At 50.1% G+C, this 24,507-nt stretch carries 23 protein-coding genes and 1 CRISPR repeat array; of the genes, 11 read left to right on the forward strand and 12 right to left on the reverse strand.

All coding sequences use genetic code 11. From position 1 onward, the window contains the following. Positions 1-51 precede the first annotated feature (51 nt). A CRISPR array of direct repeats spans positions 52-1,714; the repeat unit is 37 nt; unit sequence CTTTCAACTCCCCGAGGGGAATTAGCTTTGTTTAGAC. A 228-nt stretch (positions 1,715-1,942) separates the two neighbouring features. The 8 genes from cas2 to FH749_15070 all read right to left on the reverse strand — a co-directional run bounded on the left by cas2 (position 1,943) and on the right by FH749_15070 (position 11,453). Further along, positions 1,943-2,227, reverse strand: a complete 285-nt coding sequence (gene cas2, locus FH749_15035) for a CRISPR-associated endonuclease Cas2 (GenBank protein ID MTI96765.1) — start codon at positions 2,225-2,227, stop codon at positions 1,943-1,945. Then, positions 2,224-3,840 (reverse strand): CRISPR-associated endonuclease Cas1, encoded by a 1,617-nt coding sequence (cas1, locus tag FH749_15040; protein MTI96766.1) that lies wholly within the window; start codon positions 3,838-3,840, stop codon positions 2,224-2,226. Before cas1 ends, cas2 begins: the two co-directional genes overlap by 4 nt. Continuing rightward, positions 3,837-6,185 (reverse strand): CRISPR-associated helicase Cas3', encoded by a 2,349-nt coding sequence (gene cas3 / locus FH749_15045; GenBank protein MTI96767.1) that lies wholly within the window; start codon positions 6,183-6,185, stop codon positions 3,837-3,839. The genes cas1 and cas3 overlap by 4 nt, the downstream gene beginning before the upstream one ends. After that, the gene (gene cas5, locus FH749_15050) at positions 6,152-6,811 is read right to left on the reverse strand and encodes a CRISPR-associated protein Cas5 (GenBank protein MTI96768.1); all 660 of its coding nucleotides are present in this window, start codon (positions 6,809-6,811) and stop codon (positions 6,152-6,154) included. The genes cas3 and cas5 overlap by 34 nt, the downstream gene beginning before the upstream one ends. Before the next feature lie 12 nt (positions 6,812-6,823). Continuing rightward, positions 6,824-7,732: a DevR family CRISPR-associated autoregulator gene (locus FH749_15055; protein MTI96769.1), complete on the reverse strand. Its 909-nt coding sequence runs from the start codon at positions 7,730-7,732 to the stop codon at positions 6,824-6,826. Continuing rightward, on the reverse strand, positions 7,729-9,387 hold the full coding sequence (locus FH749_15060; GenBank protein ID MTI96770.1) for a hypothetical protein: 1,659 nt from the start codon (positions 9,385-9,387) through the stop codon (positions 7,729-7,731). Before FH749_15060 ends, FH749_15055 begins: the two co-directional genes overlap by 4 nt. A 342-nt stretch (positions 9,388-9,729) precedes the next feature. After that, positions 9,730-10,497 (reverse strand): CRISPR-associated endoribonuclease Cas6, encoded by a 768-nt coding sequence (gene cas6 / locus FH749_15065; GenBank protein ID MTI96771.1) that lies wholly within the window; start codon positions 10,495-10,497, stop codon positions 9,730-9,732. Continuing rightward, a complete protein-coding gene (locus tag FH749_15070) occupies positions 10,497-11,453 on the reverse strand; it encodes a WYL domain-containing protein (GenBank protein ID MTI96772.1) in 957 nt (318 codons plus the stop codon). The genes cas6 and FH749_15070 overlap by 1 nt, the downstream gene beginning before the upstream one ends. 94 nt (positions 11,454-11,547) lie before the next feature. Between FH749_15070 and FH749_15075 the strand changes: the two genes are divergently transcribed. From FH749_15075 to FH749_15105, 7 genes are read left to right on the forward strand one after another with little or no spacing between them, the layout of a single operon-like run. Further along, positions 11,548-12,183, forward strand: coding sequence for a TetR/AcrR family transcriptional regulator (locus tag FH749_15075; GenBank protein ID MTI96773.1), 636 nt, complete (start codon positions 11,548-11,550; stop codon positions 12,181-12,183). Continuing rightward, complete coding sequence (locus FH749_15080) at positions 12,170-12,598, forward strand: biotin/lipoyl-binding protein (GenBank protein ID MTI96774.1); 429 nt, start codon at positions 12,170-12,172, stop codon at positions 12,596-12,598. The genes FH749_15075 and FH749_15080 overlap by 14 nt, the downstream gene beginning before the upstream one ends. A 20-nt stretch (positions 12,599-12,618) precedes the next feature. Further along, entirely contained in the window at positions 12,619-13,008 is a 390-nt protein-coding gene (locus FH749_15085) for a hypothetical protein (protein MTI96775.1), read from the forward strand. Beyond that, complete coding sequence (locus tag FH749_15090) at positions 13,008-13,442, forward strand: HlyD family efflux transporter periplasmic adaptor subunit (GenBank protein ID MTI96776.1); 435 nt, start codon at positions 13,008-13,010, stop codon at positions 13,440-13,442. The genes FH749_15085 and FH749_15090 overlap by 1 nt, the downstream gene beginning before the upstream one ends. Continuing rightward, positions 13,295-14,236 carry an efflux RND transporter permease subunit gene (locus tag FH749_15095; protein ID MTI96777.1) on the forward strand — a complete coding sequence of 314 codons (942 nt, stop codon included), beginning with the start codon at positions 13,295-13,297 and terminating at the stop codon, positions 14,234-14,236. Before FH749_15090 ends, FH749_15095 begins: the two co-directional genes overlap by 148 nt. Continuing rightward, a complete protein-coding gene (locus FH749_15100; protein MTI96778.1) occupies positions 14,185-16,005 on the forward strand; it encodes an efflux RND transporter permease subunit in 1,821 nt (606 codons plus the stop codon). The genes FH749_15095 and FH749_15100 overlap by 52 nt, the downstream gene beginning before the upstream one ends. 46 nt (positions 16,006-16,051) lie before the next feature. Further along, the gene (locus FH749_15105; protein MTI96779.1) at positions 16,052-16,972 is read left to right on the forward strand and encodes a MoxR family ATPase; all 921 of its coding nucleotides are present in this window, start codon (positions 16,052-16,054) and stop codon (positions 16,970-16,972) included. 120 nt (positions 16,973-17,092) lie between these two features. Here the strand turns inward: FH749_15105 and FH749_15110 are convergent, their stop codons facing one another. The 4 genes from FH749_15110 to FH749_15125 form a co-directional block, all read right to left on the reverse strand. Then, positions 17,093-18,199 (reverse strand): DUF3810 domain-containing protein, encoded by a 1,107-nt coding sequence (locus FH749_15110; GenBank protein ID MTI96780.1) that lies wholly within the window; start codon positions 18,197-18,199, stop codon positions 17,093-17,095. Positions 18,200-18,415: 216 nt separating this feature from the next. Next, positions 18,416-19,222 (reverse strand): phosphatase PAP2 family protein, encoded by an 807-nt coding sequence (locus FH749_15115; protein ID MTI96781.1) that lies wholly within the window; start codon positions 19,220-19,222, stop codon positions 18,416-18,418. Between the two features lie 200 nt (positions 19,223-19,422). Beyond that, positions 19,423-19,710: a hypothetical protein gene (locus FH749_15120; GenBank protein ID MTI96782.1), complete on the reverse strand. Its 288-nt coding sequence runs from the start codon at positions 19,708-19,710 to the stop codon at positions 19,423-19,425. Between the two features lie 214 nt (positions 19,711-19,924). Further along, positions 19,925-20,467, reverse strand: a complete 543-nt coding sequence (locus tag FH749_15125) for a hypothetical protein (protein ID MTI96783.1) — start codon at positions 20,465-20,467, stop codon at positions 19,925-19,927. Positions 20,468-20,788: 321 nt separating this feature from the next. On the opposite strand from FH749_15125, the gene FH749_15130 reads away from it, so the two are divergent. From FH749_15130 to FH749_15145, 4 genes are all read left to right on the forward strand, one after another. Continuing rightward, the gene (locus FH749_15130) at positions 20,789-21,457 is read left to right on the forward strand and encodes a hypothetical protein (protein MTI96784.1); all 669 of its coding nucleotides are present in this window, start codon (positions 20,789-20,791) and stop codon (positions 21,455-21,457) included. A gap of 154 nt (positions 21,458-21,611) precedes the next feature. Further along, a complete protein-coding gene (locus FH749_15135; GenBank protein ID MTI96785.1) occupies positions 21,612-23,000 on the forward strand; it encodes a 4Fe-4S binding protein in 1,389 nt (462 codons plus the stop codon). Between the two features lie 111 nt (positions 23,001-23,111). Beyond that, positions 23,112-24,032 (forward strand): hypothetical protein, encoded by a 921-nt coding sequence (locus tag FH749_15140; protein ID MTI96786.1) that lies wholly within the window; start codon positions 23,112-23,114, stop codon positions 24,030-24,032. A gap of 124 nt (positions 24,033-24,156) precedes the next feature. Then, complete coding sequence (locus FH749_15145; GenBank protein ID MTI96787.1) at positions 24,157-24,468, forward strand: hypothetical protein; 312 nt, start codon at positions 24,157-24,159, stop codon at positions 24,466-24,468. Positions 24,469-24,507: the final 39 nt, after the last annotated feature.

Genomic DNA, 24,507 nt, shown 5'->3' on the forward strand with positions numbered 1-24,507 from the left:
AGCTTTGTTTAGACTCTGCCGCTGATGAGCGACCATGGCCAAAGCGCCGATCTTTCAACTCCCCGAGGGGAATTAGCTTTGTTTAGACGCCCTGCAGGTATTTGTCGTTACTGTAGATGTCGATGGGCTTTCAACTCCCCGAGGGGAATTAGCTTTGTTTAGACCTTCTCCCGGCACTCAGCCAGGGTTTTGCCGGTAACAACTTTCAACTCCCCGAGGGGAATTAGCTTTGTTTAGACACCTCAGCCGCCGAAGCTGGATTGGGCGGAACTGAAAACTTTCAACTCCCCGAGGGGAATTAGCTTTGTTTAGACTACTGGATAATTAAACAAGCTGATCAGAGCTAATTTTCTTTCAACTCCCCGAGGGGAATTAGCTTTGTTTAGACGTTGATTTAACGTTGCCCCTGGCGCGCATGTTAAACTTTCAACTCCCCGAGGGGAATTAGCTTTGTTTAGACAGCGGCAGTTCTACTCTGACACCCTTCAGGCTATCTTGACTTTCAACTCCCCGAGGGGAATTAGCTTTGTTTAGACACATTATCAACCATGTCAACGGCCAGGCGGATAAGTACCTTTCAACTCCCCGAGGGGAATTAGCTTTGTTTAGACTCAATTATCCCAAGAATAACTGCACTGCAAAAAGCCTGCTTTCAACTCCCCGAGGGGAATTAGCTTTGTTTAGACAGGAAACAAAGAACACGGTGCGTTATGCGGAGGTTGAGCGCTTTCAACTCCCCGAGGGGAATTAGCTTTGTTTAGACGACATAACTATTATCGAATAGCTGGGCATTTGCTCTTTCAACTCCCCGAGGGGAATTAGCTTTGTTTAGACATATGGGGAAGGTGTTAGGGACTGGTGGTGTGTATGCTTTCAACTCCCCGAGGGGAATTAGCTTTGTTTAGACATGGAGTTCAGGGCGACTAGAATACATTTATTTGGGCTTTCAACTCCCCGAGGGGAATTAGCTTTGTTTAGACAAGCTCACTGAGGCTGCAGACATCGCAGCGCCGCCTTTCAACTCCCCGAGGGGAATTAGCTTTGTTTAGACTTTTATCCAGTTTTAAACCCTGGATCAACGGATAACCTTTCAACTCCCCGAGGGGAATTAGCTTTGTTTAGACGCCAAACGTAATGCCTCCGGCAAGCTTTGCGGAATTTCTTTCAACTCCCCGAGGGGAATTAGCTTTGTTTAGACGAGGAACAATTGCGGGCCGCTGGCCTGAACGTAACACTCTTTCAACTCCCCGAGGGGAATTAGCTTTGTTTAGACGCTGAAAATGATTTTCCGCTACCAGGCGTTCCGAGTACTTTCAACTCCCCGAGGGGAATTAGCTTTGTTTAGACTTAACACCGCGGGCGTGACAGCTTATGCAGCTGCCGACTTTCAACTCCCCGAGGGGAATTAGCTTTGTTTAGACACCCTGAGCCCGAGGGCGACAGGAGCGCAGAAAAGCTTTCAACTCCCCGAGGGGAATTAGCTTTGTTTAGACGTATGGGCTAAAGGCTGACCAGCTGGACGGAGAGATCTTTCAACTCCCCGAGGGGAATTAGCTTTGTTTAGACCCGCAAAGCCCACGACCCCACATACCTGGAAGCCCAGACTTTCAACTCCCCGAGGGGAATTAGCTTTGTTTAGACGCCAGCTTTTGCGAGTCGCGTTGCACCCCCTCACAACTTTCAACTCCCCGAGGGGAATTAGCTTTGTTTAGACGGCGGGGCCGAAACCCCTTGTGGTTCTAAGGAGCAAACCTTCATTTTCGAGCATCGCCTGTTTTCGTCTATCATTGGTGCTTTGAAAACCACTAAAATATCCTTCACCCCCTGAGTTTATTGATTCGAGCATCGCCGGGGTTTTTCCAACACCAGCGATGCTCGATTACTTCGAATGCCGAAATTCCTAAAATCATGCTACCACATTATACCATAACGGATGGTACAATTAAACTATTATGTCCCGGTCTCCCGTTGCGTCAGGTATCATACCTACCCGACGTACTGTCTCTTTGCACTTGCTGCAAAGGTTAAAGAAAGCTATGCTATCTTCTTTGTGATTGATCATTTTTGATAAATGTGCTTCCAGCCAAACGATGTCTTCATCTCTTAAGTTGCCCTCAAAGACGCTATACTGAATTCGGGTCGCATAATTCTTTAAAAGTTTAAAAACCTGGGTGCGACGTCTGTCATTAGCAATATCATAGACTATTACAATATTCTTCAGCTTCATCGGACCAAAAACGCCTTGTAATCAGGCAACTCTCCCCTGATAACCTTAGCAAGGAATCGCGCCTGCAATTCAATAGTTCGTCTATAGGGAAGCGTATATTCAAAAACCGGATGATTAATTTCTTGAGCCATTCGTTGTTGATACGCCATAAAAAACCGCTTCCTACCCGACTCCTTTAGTTGGATGCCCCCAAAATAGTCCTCAAAGTCCTCGATGGCTATAACGCCCTTGTTGATAACGGTCAAAACAACCGAGTCAACTATAATGCTGCGAAATTCCTCCATGAGATCCAGAGCCAACGCCGGGCGACCATAGTGTGCAACATGATAAATCCCCAGATATGGGTCTAAGCCTGCCTGCATTAAGGAGGAAGTAACATCCTTCGTAAGCATGGCATAACCAAAACTGAGCAGGGCGTTTACGGGATCTTTGGGGGGCCGTCGGTTACGGTTAGTAAAATCAAACGTTGTCTCTTCCTTAAGAAGCGAACCAAACACACTAAAGTAATTCCGTGCAGCGTTTCCCTCAAGTCCTCGTAGACTATCTAGCGACTCAACTTCTGTTGCCTTCTGACCTATAATCCCAAGCTGCCGAGCGCTATCAGCAATTTTCTCATCATCGTTTCCCCGCTCATAACGCTTTAACATTGTCCGCATATTGCCAACTTTGCCTGAAACAATCTTTTTTGCTATAGCTAACCGCCAATCTTCATCCAGGGACATACGGAATTGGTCTTGCCGAAGCAGAATATTACGGTTCCAGCACGGATTAAGCCAGCCTTCTAGTCGACCGCCCCTTGTTATAAAAAAGGTGGGCACTCCTTTACGTAGCAAGTTAGTCAGCAAACTGGCAGATGCATTCACTCCATTGGCCACCACAACCTGGTCCACATCTGTGAGCGGCACATCCGCTATTTTATCATTGTCCTGAGTTACCACTATTCGTTCGCCTCGTTTACGCAAATAAGCTCCTGGGGTATCAACATAAAGAGTGCGGCCCAGATTTATTCCGGGTAAAGGTCGCGCTGGTTTAGTTCCTGCATTAAGACTATCAACCTCTTCATGTAGGCAACGGGTCGCCAAGCTACACCCGTTACATCGGGAATCTGCAACAGGGTTTGGGACTTCCCCCGACTGGATTATTCGTCTCGCCTCACGAAGGGTTAACCGTGTTGTCTCCCTTAGTCCTTCATCGATCCAGATTTCCTGACGGCGCTTACTGGCAGCATAATAGACATAACCTTTCTCTATATCCTGCTGCAAATGTTCTTCCAACAACATGGCCTGGCAACATAGCTGTACTGCATCATTTAGCTTGTTACCGCGGCTACCAGACTTGAACTCAACAGGATAATATTGTCCATCTTTCTCTTCCACCACATCGAGGATTCCTGACAGGCCTAGGTTTTCAGAACTGACATGAATACGCCTGTATTGCACATACTCGCCCCTGTCCACCTGACCATAGGCATCCCGTCTCTCTTCCTCAGCGACACCCTTCTCTACAAAATAGTTAGTGTCCTCAGCACCTTCCACAACCCGGTAGTAATAGTTGCGTGGGCAATAGAGCAGCTCAGCCACACCGGAAACCGGCAGCAATGGTGCTTCAGTTATTTTTCTCTCCCCCTCTCAAAACCAAACTCCGGAGAGTAGGGTAAATCCAAAAACCAGAGTTTGTTTTTATCGTAACCGTAATCCTGAAACAACCAGACGGCAACCCGGACCCCGTAGTCGGCAATAACATCTCGATTGTCTTTTGCTAACACTTCTCGCTCATAACAGGCGGGAATTACTGTTACTGTTGAATTGGGAATATCCCGAACCTGGAAACTTCCGGCAGAAGACTCCTCACCTTCATCTCCGTAGCGTTCTTTTGGCGTACGACCAAACACTATGTCTTCCAGAATCATCTCGCGCATAACCGAATCGCACAAATCCGGCGAATCAGTAAAGACCTGGTCAACCCAAGTTTGGGCTGTGGCGTAAGTATAATCACCCTGGACAACCTGCCAGCTGCGCAGCAGCCATTCCCGTTGAATCGGCAACCCGTAGGGCAAAAAGTCTTTTTCGTCCTGCCAGTCCAGCGGGAAAAGATGCAGGTGATAATCATGATTGGCCGGCAGATAATTGCGGGCTTGACAGCCCGGACAATCACAGCTGTTGTTGTCCGGCAATTTTCCTTTGCGATGTAACCTGCCTCCGCGCTGAACGATACTATCCACCGGAGCAGCTTGGCTGTACATAACATCCGCGCTGATGTCCAGACTCAGTTCACAAACCTGGGTACTGACTAAAAGCACGCCCTCACTATCGCTCAAGCCCCATTTTGCAATCAACTCTCTTTGTTCGGCGGTTCGCTCAGAAACAGGTTCAAACAGTGCTTTGACCAAGCGCTCCTTATCCGAACGGTCACAACGACGGAACTGGGAGTGGTAACATACAATATTCACTTTCGGGAACTCTTCTGCCAACTTCTGGGCCAGTTTCTGGGCAAGCCCTACCCGGTTTACAACGAGCATCTGCTTGCTGCCCAGATAATGTTTGACTAGGGACAGTAGCTGTGTTGATAAATTACCCTCTGCACTCATAATCGGCTGATCTTCTTTAATAACGGTGTACGGTCGTGCAGGTATTTGCTCATGTTGATTAATTACTTGGTATGAGCCTCCGGCTTGCTGTTGCAGACGGTCAAGCACTACCTGGGGCATGGTCGCTGTCATAACCATGTGGGGAATGTGCAGATCGCGCATCAGCTCCAGACATTGGCCGATTTTATTGAGTGTAAAGTGGTCATAATAATGAACCTCATCAAAGATTACCGCGGCAGTGAAGATATTGCCGAAGGAACGATCGGCATATTTATAGCTGTGTAACAACGAATACAGCAGATGATCCACTGTGGATACGGTCACAGGCAGGTTATAGAAAGTGTTTTGGTATTTCTGCTGTCGCTTCCAGGTATCCCGTTCTCCATCCGGTTCCAGACGCAACACACTTTCAACTTCTGAATGATAAATTCCCCTTAACTTGTCAGGAATACCATATTTACCGGGCAGATCCCAGTACATCGAATTGGTAGTGAACTGAGTTGGCAAAGTGAAGATAATTCGGTCGGCCTCATCAGCCCGGATTTTATCCATGGCGAAGGTAAGAGCGGCCCCGGTCTTACCCACACCGCAACCGGCCCGAAGGATCAAATTACCAGTTGTAGCTGCCACTTGTCGTTGAATTTCATTGGGACTTGTTGCGACTTCCGTCTGATTAAACCCTTTTACGGCCCCCCAGTGGAAGCGAATCATGCCTCCCCCGCCAGTCAGGTTGGCGCTGGCTTCGTTATCGGCTAAGCGTAATTGGGTATGGAACAGGCAGTAGAGCGCTTTAAAGCGAAGCCGTTGTTCTGAGTCCAGCCCGGCAACCATTCTTTGCAGCTTATTGACGATTCTTTGTCCTTCAGCGCCAGTAAACTCCGCCTTGGAGATTGGAGGCAAATCTAAATCCGCAAGCACTGCGTTTATATGTTGAAGTTCTGCGCCAATCCGCCCCAAAGCTGTTGTCCTAGCATCTTGAAAACTGCCGTTGTGCAGTTGCCCATGGTGGGACAGTATGGCCAAGAGCATGGCTAAAGCAAAAAGGTCCTGCTTACCTTTATATGCTTCTTTAGCCATCAGCATCGAGAACAACGTATGTGTGATTTGCGGCCCCTGACCGCGCAAATAACGCTGCCAGGGGCCTGTGCCTTTGCCCAAATCATGGGCGGCCGCCATAAATTCCATTATTTCTTCCAAGCCGTCAACCGGCAAGCCAAGTTGCTTCAAGCGTGCTTGCCAAACCGACAACGAACGACGAATAATTCTCAACATCTTTTCCCGGGTCAACTCGCTATGCCCGGCCAAAGATTGTTCCGGTTTCGTCTTGGCCAAGAGCATCAGAACACCACCCGCCTGTTCCCGGCGACCCATGCCTCCAACGGCTGATCAAGCTCCAGTTTGGGTGCCAAGTAAAACGTCCTGTATTCGACGCCAGTCCATGAGCGCTTGCCCTTTGCCATCTTGAAACCAATGGGCAGGTAAACGGTTTGGCTCTCATTCGTTGGCTTAACACCTGTCTCCACGGGCAGGGCGCCGTGGAGAACGGTCGCCTGTTCTTTAGATTCGGCGTGCATTTCCACCTGGTCAATCTCGACCAAATCATCACTTTCCCCCAAAGACAGTGGGTAGACAGGGTTAATGAGGGCGGCTGCAATCTGTTGGGCCAACCTGTCCTCCGCCAATAAGTACATTCGAAACTGGGGTTGGAGCAATTTCTGCCGAATTAACAAGGTCCGCCGATCCGGGTTACGACTGTCCCGCTTAATAATCCGGGAATAGGTTTCAATTATGTCACCTTCTGCCTCCAAACCTACATTAATCTGGAGTTGTGACATCAGGTCATAATGGTCTGCGGGGATGCCCAAGGCACAACCAACCAGCCCGAACAGCGTAGTCGGCGGCGGCACAGGATAACTGAAATTAACATTGATGGTGTATGGCATCCGAAATGAGCACCAAAAGGGCACGTTGAGTCGAGCCGTGACAAGCGATTTCATCGCCGCCACCGCCTATAGCAACGCTTTGAGAGACTGGATGACCTTGTGAACCGGCATTACCTCCACCCGATGATGACCCAAAGTCTCACGCACTGCAGGCCAGTTTGCTACCAGACCAGGAATACCGCCAAAAAACACCTTGTGACCTAAATCCTTGTTTTCTTGTAATGCCACATTTAGAGTATCGACTTGGATAGTGCCATCATCGTTTAACTCCAGCGCTTTCAAACCCCGCTGATTATATGTGTCTTGTACAATCGCTAGCAACATATCCGGGGCCAAGGAAGCGGCTGCCCGGGCCTGTTTGGCAAATCCGCTGAGGTTAAACACCCCATCCAGGACAGCAGATATCCGTGCTTTGCGTTCCTCCTCGCCGATTTCTACTGCAACATCCCAACCAGTGACCCGTTGCTCCTTGTTCTTCCCCTCAATGACGGGCCTGCGCATCAGGCCGACATTGGCCACATCCAAGACCAGCGCGAAGCGATAGATATTTTCTGCCATCTGCACGTTGGCAATACGCATGTCTTTGCTAGCCCGTTCATCCTTATCCATTACACTTGAACGGGTTAAAAGATCCGTTACTATCTCTGCTGGAATCTGACCGAGCCCGGGGGTCACCTTCAGCGGCGACCAGCGCCGGTCTCCGCCTTCACCTTCCTTGGTGGCCAGAAAACCACGGAGGTCGCAGCCCCAACAATTTTCCACATCAGCACAAGGGCGTTCACTGACACATTTGAACTTGTCCGGATAGGTGCGTGCAATTGTGTCAAAAAGGGCTGTACGGGTTGCCTGCCCGGAAACATACGGCTTGGAGCCGTTGGCATATGTCTTCAGTTCGGTAAGGTTTCCACTGCCTTGACCGGAGTTGAGATTACTCAAGTCCGCCTTGGTCAGCCACACTAAGGTTATCGCCTTCATTTAGCTTCGCCTCCCTGTTCTTTTTTCTCATTGCGTAGGTTATGCATAGCTGCTAAGCTGGCATAGATCAGCATCGTGTCCCGTATCTCCGCGACGTTTTCTTTGTTTACCGACGACAAAATATTTTCCACCCGGCTCTCCTTGGGAGCCCATACATCCTCGCCGCCGAACTTTTTGGTGGTAGCGGCAATCTTGTGCATTTTGAGGAATGCATCCTTAAGTACTCGACGTAAAGTTGTCTCGTCGTGGGCATTATTGATGCTAGTCATTAGACCAACGTCAGAAGCAAATACCCGCCCGATTATACCGGACACAGTCCTTACATCTTCCAGCAATTGTTTTTCCAACACATTATCCACCTCCAGGGCATAATCAAAGAATGGTCGGGCAAAACCCGTCGCAAGGGGCCTTCCCTCTTTATACAGGTCAAACAATGCTGTCGAGACGTGGCGCCAGTTTCTGCTCACCAGACCCTCACTGAACAATTCACGACTTCTGCGGTTGCCTGCAGACATAAACCGCAGTAAATGACGATACAAGTCTCCTTCCTTCCCATCCCCGTACTGAAGCGACTCCACCAACTTGAACAGACGGCTGTTCACTTGTAGAAAGTTGAAATGGGCGAAAATTACGTTGGTCCCCTTGCTGTACCGATAAACAACCCAACGCCCGACCTTTGTTTGCTTCGCCGGCTCGAGACCAAAATCCCAATCTTCCAATCCCGTTTCCTCGTGATACGTATAACGGTGACGCAAATTCCAGTAGACGCCGATAAGCGAAGTGTAGAGATCAGCGTCCCCACCAGGCAGCTCCCGAATGTTGGTCCGGTAACTTAGAAGCAAAGGGGAAGCCATATCAAGACTGTTGTTGCGAATTAAATGTCGCACTTCAGCTAATAGGGTCAGGTCATCCACCTGAGGCACCAATAAATGCGTCCGCCCCTCAACGAAATAGGGCAAATCTGCACAAGCAGCTGCAAAGGTGTTAAGCAAGTTGCAAGTGGGGCACATTGATGCTACGACCACAGAACCCCGGTGGCCACGCACCACGTTGTTATGATGCTGATTATAGAACGGGTTTTTGTTCTGACGCATCTCATACTCCACTGCCGCCTCCCTGCCACATAAGCTGCAAGGCTTGTCCCCGCCGGACCGCCACTGGTCAAAAAACGCTCGTACATCCTCATCCACTGCCTTACCTAGCTTCTCCCAGTCCTTCTTTATGCCCGGATAGTTGCGCTTCAATGATGCCGTCACTTTTGCTCCTGGTTTTATTTTTGGCACCCGTAAATCCTCGGCATCGACGTTTTTGCGTTGTCGTTTTGCCTCAAAATGACGCAGACGCTCCACTGCATATTGCCGTTCCTTGTCGCTTAACTTCCACTCCTGGCCTGGGTCCAAAAATCCTGTTTCCAACCTTTTTGCTCCGTAACCCAACAACTTAACTTCAAGTGGACGCAAAACACAGCGATTTAGCTGCTCGACCAGGTAGTTCCGCAGCAAGTTTGAAGCAACTTCAACGTTGGTAACAGAAAGCCTCAACATACCACTCTCCAACTCCCCGTCAAGTTCAGGGTTATCCTCAGCGACTTGAGCGAGAGCAACTAAACCCCAGTCCATCCAAGGATCTCCGGTACGAGTAATGACTATCTCCATCAATTCACCTCCCTGTAAAAGATGATTAAATTGATTATACAGAGTAGCAGTGACAAGTTGTGTCACGAGGATGTATTTTCTGAATTCTACAGCCTAAAAGTTTTTCCTGCAAAAAATGGAAAGAGCAAGTCGAATTGACTAGCTTTTTTTAATCTGGTTGCAATTTTAATTATGCCAATAGTAGCAAACTCTACGTAAAATAATTTCTCTATGGTCAGCAACTTCCGCTTGAAATACTGTCCAGTTTTTCGGAGTTCAGCTTATAGCCGTCAAAATCATAAAGCCCGAGCTCAACTGCCCTAACCATCAAATGCAACTGTCAAGAGCATTTGAGAACATTATTTACTGCAAACTAGCCTCGCCCATACCCATGCCGGTCTTGTAACCAATGCCGGCAAAGGCAGCGTAATGAGCCAATGCAATTATTGTCTTTTTTACATCCGGTTCGATGTAGGGGGCAAAAGTATATTCCACACTGCCGGTAAAACCCAACTGGCCATATTTGCTGAACTTAATAAAGCTTGTCTCCAACTGATAGCGGCTGACCATAAGCCGTGTATCCAACTCCGGTAGATTCAAGCACTCCGGGGCACACCGGTTCCACCGTTCTTTAAGACTGTTAAAAACTAGCTGCGGCTCAGGAAAAAGCAACTGCTGGCCCTGACTGCGAAACGATGTAGGTGAACTGAAACGAATGGTCAGGTGTTTCGCTTCCCCGGGCCTTGTTTTCAATTTCTGATAATCACTTTCTAGCAATAGAGTCCATTTCAGCCAGCGACATGTGGCGCTGCCAAGACGCAGGTTGTGCTCGGGCCGAACCTGTTCCAACATTGGGATAAGAGCTTCCGACATTTCCCTGTTCAGAGCTGCAACAGTAAAGAAATATCTCTGCCCTGACTCTAAGTGAAATCTGCCCTTAGAGCGCTGTCCACTTCCTCGCAGAGGGGAAAGCGAAAAAGGGTTGCTGTCAGTGTCGTGGATTTTGGTGGCGACGGCGTTATTGGCCAACATGGCGAAGAAAAGTCCATGACATTCGGTGCCACCCAGTCCATAGACAAAGCCTGGCTCAAGGCACTCTAACTCTAACCGATATTTTTTCAGAACACTCATCAGTACATATCCCCCATGGCCGCAATCTCGTTTCGCATCGCGTCCCGAAAATCCTGGGGAGACACGACCTCCACATTGGTTCCTTGGCTGAGCAACCACATTTTAATCCCGCCACCATATACCTCGGCCTCTACCATGTAGACATCGCCAGACTGACTGATAACGCGAGCAGTGGGCAGTCGGTCCAGTGTCGCCTCAAGGGCCGGTAGCTTAACCCGGATGCGGAGCGTCATTAAATCACCCTTTTGCATAAACTGGATGCGTTTACGGAACTCGCCTTCACTAAACCGTCCATACTGGGCGCGAAAGTGCCGATCAGTGACTGTATAGCCCTGAATGCGGTCCAGACGGTATACTGTGGGCACAGGGTAAGCTGTACCAACGATATTGGCAATCAGGTAGAAGTAATAATCGGAAAAAAGCAAGGCCACCGGCTCAATAATTCGCTGCACAGGCATGTTCTCGGTCGCCTTGGTATACGTCAGCTCAACCAACAGACTGCGCCTGATAGCGTCATTCAAGTCCCACAACGAACGTAGAAGCGCTTTGTCATGGCTAACTGGGGTATAGTGGTGCATTTCGTCCCCGATTGCCTCGCGGACAACCTTCTCATCATCGGGGTCGCAAAGCCTGGTTAACTTATTTAGAAGCTTGATTTCCTCCTTATTAAGCGATCTGCTGGCAAGCATGATCTTGGCAATGGCCAGAATTTCCTCCATGCTCAGCCAAATCTCCATGTCGCGTGGCAGAGCATAGGTGCCCTTGGCACGATCAAACTCTAGCTCTATTCCTGGTATTTCATCGGCTAGAAAACACTGTATTTCCTCGATATCGCGGTCGAATGTCCTGGTTGACCTGTTGCTGCTGTTGGCCTGTTGCTGCCTGCTGACGGCCTGGCCCCGGAGCAACTTATAGAATATCGAGAGTACCCGCTGCGCTTTTTCCTGCTTACTCATTATTTCACCCCCGTGCTTTCAGGGAAATTATACCATACCCTTGTCCTATTGCATACAATTGTGAACAGGCGTATACTATTGAACAGCACCAAAAATGAACGGGGGTTTACTTATGGCCCAAGTCCTCAAGGATGAATATCGGCGGGCAATTATTGCTGCAGCTAAAAAGGAATTTTATGTCTATGGCCTGCAGGGCGCATCGATGCGCAATATCGCCAAGGCGGCTGAGATGAGTCCGGGTAATGTCTATCGCTACTTCAAAAATAAAGAGGCGCTGGCCCAGGAGATATTGGCCGGCACCCTGGAAAAACTGGAACAGACAATTAGTCCGCTGATCAAGACACAGCCCGAGGGGACTGAGGCGCGACTTGAACATTTTCAGGTCCGCATTGAACAAATGGCTGATCAGTTGGTGGAGGTTTTCATTGCGGATCAACAAGAATTCATCATCCTTATGTATCACTCACACTACGCCGAACAGCTGATTTTGTGGTTCAAAAAAACCCTGACTGCGCTTGTAGACAATTGGTTCCCCGATTACGCTTCCAACCGCCAGGTGGAGCTACTTTGTCACATGCTCTCGGAGTCGATTATTGCCGGACTGACCCGAGGCTTTAAGGAATCCGTAAATTCGATGCAGCCTGCGGAAATTCGCTGGACGATTCGAACTTACTTACATTTATACACGCTGATGCTATCAGCCGGGGGGGACCATTATGAAAAAATATAAGAAGTGGCTGATTGCCGGAGCAGTCCTGGCCGCCGTTATCGTCGTTGCTGTTGTATTTGTAAATGGAAAACCTGAGCCTGTTATCGAGCCCAAAGTAGCCCAGGTTAGAGTGCTGGCCATTAACAGCGCCATCAACGAGGAGTATGCCAAGTACATCGGCATCATCCAACCCCTGGAGTTACACCAGGCCACCTTTAGCACCATCGGCACAATAGAAGCGGTGCATGTCAAAGAAGGGCAACGGGTGAAAAAAGGGGATGTGCTGGCGACTCTGGAGACGGAATCGGCGCAAATATCCCTGAGTAATGCCCAAGAATCGCTGGAGGCGGCACGTCACCAGCGAGCGGAAGCCTCCGCCCTGATGCGCGCAGAGGAATCTGCCTACCTGGATGTAAAGCGGAGAGCGAGCAGCTGATTATTGACGCAAAAGAAGAGATGCTGGCCAGAGAAGTGCTCATGGAAGAGGCGGAAGCAGAGTTTGAGCAGTTGGCCGCGGAGCATGGGCCGGAAAGCGAGGAGGCGACCGAAGCCTACGCCGACTTTTTGGCTAAGCGGGTGGAATACGAGGTGGCTAAGGCCGCTTACGAGCGGGCAGAGAACAGCGGTGAGCCAGTGGAAGTGCAGATCGCCTACGCCCGCTACCAGGCCGCCAAGTCTGCCCATGACGCCGCCAACGTTCAATATAATATCGCGCGGAACAATTTGGACCTGGCCCGAGGAAACATCGAGCAAACAAAGCTGGTGGCGGCGCTGGACGGTACTGTGGTAAAGGTAGTCGCTGGGGCGGGCGACCTTGCCACCCCCCCCTGGCGCCGGTGGCGGTAGTGGCATCTCATACGGTGACAGCAGATATCGGGTTGTCCCAAGGTGATGTCAATTCAATCCAGACAGGGATGGAGGCAACAGTCACCGTTAACCAAAAGGAATTCCAGGGGACGGTCATCGATGTGGCTCTGCTCCCCGATACAACCAGCCGCACATACCAAGCCCGCATCGCCATTGAGGAAGAGACCGGCCTGAACCTTGGTGAAACTGCGGCGGTGCAAATTAATACCGGTCCCAGAGAAGGGATCTGGCTCTCCTTACCGACAATCATGAATGACGGCGAGCGCTGGCCAGCGACATCCGCACCGACCTGGCCGATGTGCCCCAATTTATCCTCTCGTTGTCCAACGACCAGTACAGTCTCGACGATTTGGCCAGTTATGCCCTGGAAATCCAGCAAGCAATTGAGAACGTGGATGGGGTCATCGGGGTAGACATCGATGGCAGCTTGACAAAACAGGTTGTTATCAACGTGGATATCGATGGCTTATACTTATACCGGATATCCATGGAAACACTGGTTGCCCTCCTGCAGGCCCAGAATCTCAACATCCCCTCTGGTTCTATTGATTACGACGACAGCAGCATAAATGTTAAAACCCCGGCGACCTTTGAGTCCCTACGGGATATCGAGAATATTGTCATCAGTGGCTCCGAGCAAGAAGTTGGGTTTGTGCGCCTGAGTGATGTGGCAACCGTCAGCATTGAACCCACCGACGATTACTATTTTCGCCACAACGACCAAAATGCCGTGCTTTTGACCGGGTATTTTGAGACCGACACCAACGCCGTCCTGATTGGCAGGGAGGTGCGCCAGGTAATTGAGGAGCAAAAACAATACCTGCCTCCGGATATCGTGTTTCATGAGTTGGTCTTTTCCCCCGAGGATATCGACCGCTCGATAAATAACTTCATTATTAATCTGCTGCAAAGCATCGGCCTGATTGTCGTCATCGTCATGATTGGTGTGCGCTTGCGCAACGCCCTGGTGGTTTCAATAGCGCTGCCCGTCTCAATTCTACTCTCCCTGATTTCTATGTATCTGCTGAATATCGAGTTCCACTTTATCTCCATCGCGGCACTAATTATTTCCCTGGGAATACTGGTGGATAATGCGATTGTTATCAGCGAGGCGATTCAGCAGCGTATAAACGCCGGCGAGGAAAACTCGCTGCGATTCAGGCGGCAGTTCAGGAAACGGCACGCCCGATATTTACTTCCACCCTGACGGCAATCATCGCCTTTGGCATCCTCTTGTTTGTTCCCGGAATTATCGGCAAAACAGTGGCCACCATCCCGCTAGTGGTGATCGCAACCCTGCTGGCCTCTTATTTTGTGGCCATGTTAATCATTCCGGTATTTGCCTATATCTTCTTCAAGCCGGAATCTCAGCAACGGGTGGAGAAGGTTTCCCACTCACTACCGAAGCGGTTCTTCGAGACGTTGCTAAACTTTGGCCTCCAGTACCCCCGCCGGGTCATTGCCGGCGCCTTTGCCACTTTGCTAATCGCCGGGTTGCTCTTTGCCCAATTGGGCATGAGTTTCTTCCCCTACTCGGATAAGCCGATGATCTACATCAATGTGAACACCGAATCTCTGAACCTGGCGAAAACCGGCGAAATCCATGACCAAGTCATGGAGGTGCTGGCGGAGTTCGAGGAGATAACCCATGTGGTGTCGGCAGTTGGGGCCGGCGTGCCCAAGTTTTTCATAACTGCACCGCTTGTTCCCCCCTCCCCGGACACGGCTCAGTTTGTGTTGCAATTGGATTACCGAAACAGTGAGTATCAGGATAATGACGCGCTGGGCTTTGCGCTTCAGCAGGCAATGGATCAGCGCATCGTCGGCGCCCAGGTGGAGGTTAAGCACCTGGAGTATTCAATGCCCGCCGATGCAAAGCTGGTATTTAATCTCAGCGGCCATGACCTGGATGACCTGATTGATGCCTCGCTCATCGTTCAGGAAGTGCTGGCGGAAATGCCCGGCACCATTCACGTGCGGGACAATTTCACCCCCAAGGAATACGAATATGTAGTGCGCATTGACGAAGATTACCTTGCCACCAGCGGAATATTAAAGTACAACATCGTCAAACAAATCAATACTGCTTTGATGGGCGCCACCCCCTCCAGTTACCGGGCCGGAGGCGCAGAGATGGATATTCTCGTGAAAGCAGATATCCGCTCCTTAGATGATTTATACCGGCTGCCAATCCAATCTTCCGCCATCGATGCCTATATGCAGCTGAACCAATTGGCCTCAGTGGATATTCAGGCGAGACTGCCTTCAATCTACCGTCAGAACCGCCAACGGACAATCACTGTGCTCAGCGATGTTTTACCGGGCTACTCCCCTGCCAAACTGGAGTTGGATTTCCGGCGCCTGTACGGAGAGGAGATTTTGCCCGAAGGGGTGTCCATCGAGTATAGTGGCGAGTTGAAGAATATAACCGACCTGCTTTCCAACCTCGGCTATACGTCACTGGCAGCAATTGGCCTAATCTACATGGTACTGCTGGTGCAGTTTAAGCGGTTCAGTAAACCCTGGATTATCCTGACCAGCATTCCACTCCCCCTGACCGGCGTGTTCCTCGGCCTGTTTATCTTCCAGATCGATATCCAGGCGATGGCACTATTTGGCGCCGTGAGTTTGTTTGGGATTGTCGTCAATAACGGTATCATCTTGACGGAGGTAATGGACGACGGAGTGCGGTCTGGACTAAGTGTGCAAGATGCCTGCCGTCGGGCTGTTGATATTCGCTACCGGCCAATCATGCTGACCGCCACAACCACCTGCGCCGGCCTGGTGCCGCTGATTTTAGGCCGCGATCCGATGACCGCCCCCATGGCTCTGGTCCTCTTTTTCGGACTGATCATGTCCACCGTTCTGACAATGGTGATTGTTCCTGTGCTATATTACTTGACTGTCCGGACAGGGGGACAGGTCCCTCGTCCGGCTGCAACTAACTCTGAATTGGTTATCCAGCGGGAAATATGATAAAATCTGGATATCCGCTTAACGAGGGGGAGTTAGCTTGACGAAGATGCAACGAGTTCTGGATAATCTTAACCAGGTTCTAATAGATAAGGGGTCCGTGGTCGAGTTATTGTGCGTGGCACTGCTCTGCCAGGGACACGTCCTGTTGGAAGATGTGCCGGGTCTGGGCAAGACGATGCTGGTCAAGGGCCTCGCCCGCTCCCTGGGCGGCAAGTTCAGCCGTATCCAGTTCACCCCGGACCTCTTGCCCTCTGATGTAATTGGGGTGACGATTTACAACCAAAAGACCATGGAGTTTCTATACCGGCCCGGCCCGGTGATGGCAAATATCGTGCTTGCCGATGAAATCAACCGTACTTCGCCCAAGACCCAGTCCAGTCTGCTGGAAGCGATGGAAGAGCGGCAGCTGACGGTAGACGGCGAGACATGGTCCCTGCCCTCCCCGTTTATGGTGGTGGCAACCCAAAACCCGATTGAATACGAAGGCACCTTCCCATTGCCGGAGGCTCAGCTGGACCGCTTCCTGCTGCGGCTGGAGATCGGTTACCCCGAGGAGCATACAGAAATGACAATTGTCCGCTCCCAAGAGGATGGCAGTCACCCGCTTACAGGTATCGGGCAAGTTATGGACACCGATGAGCTAATGACGGCTCAAAAGCTTGCGGGCAGTATCAAACTCAGTGACGGCCTGCTCCACTATATTGTTGAGCTCTGCTCGGCGACCCGCAAACACCCCGCCCTCTACCTGGGGGTCAGCCCCCGGGGCTCACTGGCTCTCGCCCGCTCCGCCAAGGCCCTGGCTTGGCTCCGGGGCAGGGATTACGTGCTCCCCGATGACATCAAGGAAATGGCGATACCGACCCTCAGCCACCGGCTGATTCTTAACCCCGAAGATAAACTGCAGGGACTCAGGCAACAGGATATTGTTGATGAGTTGGTTAACTCGATTTCTGTGCCAACGGAATAAAAATGGGCTGTTCCCTCAACTGACGGGAACAGCCCTTACTACTACAGAGCTACCCTGGGGCGGCTCTGTTATGGAAATGTGTAGATCTCACAGTTTGCGTACCTTCGCCAGTTGGTTCACTCAGTCCCGGACAAGGGACCTGTCCCCCTGTCCGCGGAATTCGGCGAGAAGCAAATCGACCATGCGGCCGTAGCTTTGAACTCCGTCGCTTTGGCGGTTGGCCCGGAGATAGGTATCATTCATGCGGGTGGAGACCCGTTCCACCGGGCCTTCGAATTGGGCCCAGTATGCGCTCCAGTCCCGTAAATCCCGGGCCACACCCGGGCTGTACAGCTCCCGGATTTCCATGTTCCGCTCCGGGTCATGCTGGTAGAGGGCGCGCATGGTATGGATCATTGCCAACATTGTCCCGGAATATTGAAAGTCAGGGTCCGGGTGCAGCCTGCTGGCCAGCCAACCGATATAGTTGGCCTCGTCTTCCCGGGCAAAACCCCGCTGATGGGCCATTTCGTGAATGGTGGTGGCAGGAAGCAGCATATGGGGAATATCGATATTCACATTCGCCTCTCCGGTAAAGGGTATATAGATGCCGCTGATGCCTGACAGGGATAAAAATCTGGAGAAATAGACCCCCTTAGGACGGCCAAAGTTCCCGCCCAGTTCGGGATAGAGCTTCGCAGCGTTGTCGAAACCCGCCTGGGCCCGATTGAACATGCCACGGATATCTGTGGACAGGGTCATGACTCCTTGCTCATCCTCTGTTACTTGTTCCCGCAAAGCATTGGCCATGTGGACAAGTTCTTCTGCCAGAACCGCTAGTTCTTCGGTCGAGGCAGGTTCCACCGGCAGACCGGAAAGCTCGGCAAATGAGCTGCGATGATAGTTCAATCCCCACATCAAATTAAACACCACATAAACGACAAGTGCCCCAACGCCAAGTCGGGTCAGCTGCCTCCCAAGGGCGTACCAGTTCAGGCGCCGGGCCCTGTAAAGACTTATGGCTGCCCGCACCAGCTTATACAGAAGCCAGATTCCCAGCGCTATAGCCAGAACTTCAGCTACAGAAAAGGGAAATATGCCGGTAAATCTACTTAGGGGGCTGATGAGCCAACGATACAGACTCCTAGCATAGACAGTTTCCACCAGCTGCGAAAACCTTGCTGCATTTAAAATTAAAAGCGTTGCTGCGCCAAGCGCAACCAGGCCGGCAATCCGCAATTTTGGCACAGTCTCTCACCTCTAATTCATTGCTGCCATTCTCTCGTAAACTTTAGCAACCAGACCACACGGTTTTATACTTCGATTATACCACAGCAAAAACGCCTTGAGTTCTAGGGCGGTCGGGAATTAATTGCCTTTTGTTGCCTCACAACGATAAAACTAAATACAATAAGCCCCGCGCGAGCGGGGCATTGTTTTACATTCGTAGCAGAAAGTCACCGGCTAGGCGGCTTTATCGATTGTCAGGTCCCGGCGCTCCAGGCGCATGAGCCGGAACAACCAGGGAGCAATTAATGTTACCCACAGCCCCATGATCAGATAGCGTAGGAATGTGGCGGCATGGAGTGCAAGTCCCTCCTCGGGGGAGCCAAAGAGCATCACTTCAAACAACTCTTTTAAGATAATACGCAGGCCAAAAAGCACAGCCAGACCAATTACGGTCTTGATAATCCCCTGCCACCAGGTTCCCCGCTCTTTAAACCCGACAAATTCCAGCTCCAGGCGGTAGCCCCAAAGGGCCCCCAGGGCGAAACCAGTGGTCAGGGGTCCGTCGCCTGTGGGATGAATCAGGAAAAGCACAGCGACAAAGGCGATACTGGCCAACATCCACTGATTCAAAGTGAGTTCCAGCTTTATTTTACGCCAGAGAAACTCATAAAGGGCAATCCAGGCAATACCAATGAGAATACCAAAAATAATATCGATGGGAAAATGTACTCCCAGCCAGACCCGGGAAAAGGCAACGAGGGTAAAGAGCACCGCGGCGGCAACATACGCCCAGCGCTTCCTAAGCTGATGTGCCAGATAACCCCAAAAGGCGGTATTGCCCTGGGCGTGGCCGCTGGGGAAGGAATAGCCGCCCTGCTCAATTTTATGCAATTCCAGGGGCGGACGCTGGGTGGTAAAGATATGTTTTATGAAGGAATTGATATATGCGTTAAGCAGGAAGAAGAGGCCAAATCGGAAGGCAAACTTTTTGTTGTAAAGCCAAAACAATAGGGGGATGGCGAGGATATAAATACTCCTCATCGCCGAGAAAGGTAACAGCTATAAAGAATGAGTCCAGAAACGGGGTAGAAAACTGTTGCAGCCAAATAATGAAACTGGCATCGGACATTCCACTACCTCCTTGTATTTCAGGTATAAACTAGTTCGGCATCAGGCACTGTTTTCCTGCTGTTCCCGGGAAATAAAGAACTGCCCTTGGGGGCAGAAAGGGGAGCGTAATGCTACCAACCGCAGACAGAGCGGCGGGGCTTATTCAGGCAGGCACGGCAATGGCGCCAGTAAAGCCCTCCCAAGTCTGCGGCGATTTTTTCTAACTCAAACAGATCTCCTGAACAAATACGTTCAGTCCCAGGCCGGGCGCCGGCAAGATGTCGACAAGCCGCCTTGTGGATGGTGACCATTTCGGCGCTACTATTGCCAACTTGGTTTAGCACATAGCCCCGGGGATGCTCCCGACACCAATTTTGAAAGCCAGCCTCGTCATTGGTAAACCGCTGCATCAACTTCACCTCAGTTCATCACGCTTTGCGCTCTCTAAGGGTGAACAGCAACAAGGGAACGAACTTCTCCCCTTTGGCAATATTCTGTTTTTATACACTGGTTTCCTGCCTTAAATCAAAAAACAACGCCCGAAACTTCAACAAATACCGACAAAAAATACCCCTCACGGGGTATTTTGATCGATTTAATTTCAATCATACTTAATGGTAGGAATAACGGGATTTATTTTTTTCGCTTCTTGATATTTTTTGACAGGATACTTCTTACCTTTTTCGTCTCTTCATCACTGAGCGTCCACTTTATTTGTTTTTGCACGCCGGAAAAAGTCTTCCTTGTCGAGTTGATAGTTATTTGGTTGCCGTTAACAGTGTACCCATCAAGCTCTTCCCATTTATAGAGGTTGAAACCGGCACAGAGACCCTTTTCTCTGATCATATCATCGGTCCAATGCTTAATAACCAATACCAGATTAATTATTGCAGCTGCACCGGTCAAGATTGCCATGCGCCCTTCATGAATTTCGTAGATAACAGCTAATTCATTCCCCGAAAAAAACTGAACTGCATAGCGTATACACAAGGCTGCAAACAGCAGTAGGCCAGCGCCATGCAAGACTAAGAACACTGTTCTTACCGGATTTTTAACCTGTGTTATCCTTCCCCCCAAGTCTTTTTTGATATGCAATAGCTGCCAGATCAGCTGGACTACAACCCCGGCTGCCAGTAATATTGCAAGATACTCCCAGTTAATATTCTCTATTCCCATTCGGCACACTCCTTTACTTGGCTTAGGAAACAACAGCCACAAGCACAAGGATATATTTCTAGACATAAAGATGATTTCCTGCCATGTCTCTCGCACAATCGGACAGCTCTCTTGTGTCCTGATTGTTCCATCCTATGTTACCCGTTTCCCGATGCCGGGGCAAGTGCAGCGCAGAGAACAAAGCAAATTACAGGGACTAGGTGTTGGGCAAGCGTCGAATTGGCGCAATTAACCTCCGTCCCCGGGTGGGCAGGTATTTGCCAGCGAGTTGACGAATATTTTTATATAAGCTTTGAAATATAATCTGTCTGAGGTGATATAATGTCCCACGAAACGGAGACAGCGAAAACCCGTTCTTGCTGTGCGCAACCAGGATGGCTTAAATTCGGTGGACTACTTATCGTCATTGTCCTGGCTGCACTTTTGTTATTCCAGCCCTTTGCTAAAGAGGCGCCAGATGCAGAAACCTGGGAGACCGAGATGCTTGGCCACAGCCTGAATGCGCTGCATAATTTTGGCGAAGAGGGCTTGGCTGCTTTTCAGCCCCTGCTGGACGAAGAGTTTAGCGAAGAGGAGTGGCAACAGTCCTGGCAGCGTGTTCACGGCATGCGCAAGTATCTATTGGGTCCGGCGACGAGTATTTTCACCCATCCCCAGGTTGCGGCGGCCCTGGACAGCGAACTGACGGAAGCGCTGGAGTCTGTGCTCTGGGATCTGCCCGGCTCCATGCACTACTGGGAAGAATGGTATCTTTATGACCTGGGCGCCGAGTTTGAGCTCACCCGCTGGGCAATTATCCGCACTGCTGAAGTGACTGTTCCATTGCTGGAGAGCATCAACGAGATAACCACGGAACTGGTTGCTCTGGAAGCAGAAGAGTTTCTCGACTTGGTGTCCAAAAATGACCGCAACACCATGGCTAGACTTGAAGAGCTACTGGGACAACTGGCTGAACTGGGCCCGGCCCTGCTCAGCGAATGCTTCACGTGATTTTAGTTTTTTCGCGCCCCCGGCGGGGGCGTTTTATTTTCTCTAGCAAACCTGCTCCTCGGGGCAGGTTTTGTTCTATTGACATCGTGATTAGATATACATATAATATACCCCATACGGGTATTAGGTATATAAAATTTTAGGAGGGTGTTTAATGTCATATTATTTAAAGACAAATCGAGTGTTTACGTCCCTCAAACGTTATGCATGGCTTTTCCTGCCGGTGGTTGTGTTGGGCGGGCTTTGGTTCCCTGTTTTGGGCCTGCTCCTGATTCCGGTGATGCTCACCCTGGCGGTGCTGGGCTTTTTTGGCGGCAATGTTTGGTGCGGCAAAATCTGCCCCCACGGCAGCCTGTTTGACCAATATGCTGCTCTCTTAAGCCGCAACCGCCCGATTCCCAAGGTGCTGCGTTCCCTCTGGGTGCGGATTCCTGCCTTTGCCTGGTTTGGCTATATGCTGGGCATGCGCCTGATGCGGGTGGCCCAACTCTGGGGCGAGCTGAACTTTTGGGACCGCCTGGGCTATATCTTTGTCATGAATTACCTGGTGGTGACCATTGTCGGCACCACATTGGCGCTGGTCATCAGTCCCCGGGCCTGGTGCAATTTCTGCCCCATGGGCACACTGCAGCGTATTTCCCTGTGGTTGGGGCGAATAACAGGCGGCAATAAAAAGACCGAGCAGATGGTGACAATTGAAAGCACTGATAAATGTCATACATGCGCCACCTGCGCCCGAGTCTGCCCGATGCATTTGGAGCCCTACCGCAAGTTCAATGAGAATAACCAGTTTGACAGCTATGACTGCATTCGCTGCTCCACCTGTGTCGCCTATTGCCCGGCGGACATCCTCTCCCTGAAAACCCGGGGGGCGGCGCAAGCACAAAAGCAGGCTGCAGGCAACCGGGGTTACGAAAGTGCTCGGACAATCCAGTCCGGCAGCGCTGGTAGCCGTGATGTAGTCTACGAAGTTAAATTGATCAACGGACAGGAAGTGAGCCGTAAACAGACCGATGTGGAAGTTACCCAGCAACCGGAAGAGAGAATTATTATGCCGGGCAGTGGACGATGGCCGCTGACGCCAACTAGTTCATTCCGCTTCCCGATGAACAGCGGCAGAATTTCCAGTCGTTTTGGGGACTCCCGGCCTGGCCAACGCACCCATATGGGCTTGGACATAGCCGCTTCTAGAGGCACTCCGATTTTTGCTGCTGACGATGGGGTCGTCACACGCAGGTCTTATGGATCAGGCTACGGCTATTACTTGATTATTGATCATGGCAATGGTTATTCCACACTCTATGCCCATATCAGCCGCTTCCCATCGAATATCTGGTCTGGTTCCCGGGTAGTGCGGGGTCAGGTAATTGCCTATGTCGGCAACACCGGAGTCAGCACCGGGCCGCATCTGCACTGGGAAGTGCGGCAAAACGGCAATCCACTCAATCCGCTTAACTTCTTCCGCTACCTCTCTAGTTGTGTAAGCGGATTTTGCCGCCACAGTTTTTTAGGTGTCCTTGACAAAGGGTCCACTTTACTTTAATTTGAGACAGCCCTTTTTTTGGGGATGCGGTTCCGTTCTGGCAATATTTCTTTTGACTAAATAAACTGAATACGTTACAATAATACAAATATTATATTTGGGGGGGACTAGATGAAAAGATTTCTCAGATTAGTTTTGGTTACATTAATAGTTTTTGTCATTTCTGCTCCATCGGCAAATGCAGACACTGAAAATGTACATGAAATTGACGTGGATATCCAAATTATAGAACATACAGAACTCAAAACTCATCTTATCGTTAATGATGTCACTATTATTCTTGAGACAAATGACGAGCTAACACAAGGGGTTTTAACTATTAACGAAGGGAATTTGTTTAACTCTGAGAGTCATCAAATATTCAACTCTAAACATGGCGATGAATATTTAGTGTCTATAGTTAGCACAGCCGATAATGGTCTGGAAAAAACGATTGCCAATTTTTCCTCAGAGATAAATTTACTACAAGCTGATGCTTTGAGTGGAAACATCGCGGTTGATGAAGCTCCTCAGTCCTCAAGCAACTTTTTTTGGGATAGAGTAAGGTTTGTTCCTCAGTCCCATAATATCCCATATCCTCGGCCGGATGTGGACCATTACGGAATGAGCTATTGGCTAAGTTACCGGATTGATGGTTTAAGATTGCACCATTATATGATAGGGAGTCCTGTCGCCCAAACTTTAATGGGCCTTGCTCCAGCAGCATTAGGTGCGGCTTTAGGGGCTTATATTGGTGGAGTAGGCGGTGCTGTGGTTGGGACATTGCTTGGGTTTGTTGTTTCTACGGTTACACCTGCTATGTTTCTAGATGACCGTAATTGTTTATGGTTCTGGGTAGGACAGACCGTAAATTACAGGGAGTTAGGCGGGGTATTGGCCCACCACCCCGATTATTTTAGGGTGGCCAGGTACACATTGTGGAATTATTACGGAACTTTGTATAATTCGCCTGTTGCCTCGGGTGGAGGTGGTGGCGGAGGAGGAGTTCCTCCGGTGATACAAGGCAGTAATATAATCTTGTTTACAGAATAGAGAAATAATGTTTGTCAAGTCGTGGGCGTCGGTGGTTGGTCTTTATCTAGTACTGTCAATCCTTTATATAATAATGTCAGTAAATCGGATACTAAGTTCTTATGAAGTTGAATCGTCATGGAGTTTGATTGCACTGGGTGTCATTTTTTTTGGACTGGGCATGATTTATTGCACTGTGGGCCAACGGATTAATCTTGTTCCCAAGCTGAAACGGGTAGCTAATCGATTCACCGAGTGTGACGGGAAGCCGGGCATGCATTTGCGGACGGTTTGGATTATACTCGCAAGCTTTATTCTGCTCTTAGGTCTGCTTATCCTCTTGCGGGTTTTTACCTCTGTCAATGCTGAGCACATAGATTGGCTATTTATTGGCACTGCCGCGTATACCGGTTTTTTCGCTGGCCTGGTTATTAGGGCGGAAAAAGTTGCATCATAACTTTGGGACGCGGGGACAGGTCAATTGTCCCCCCGTCCC

It is taken from the genome of Bacillota bacterium (assembly GCA_009711825.1).
In the GTDB taxonomy this organism is placed as follows: Bacteria; Bacillota; Proteinivoracia; order UBA4975; family VEMY01; genus VEMY01.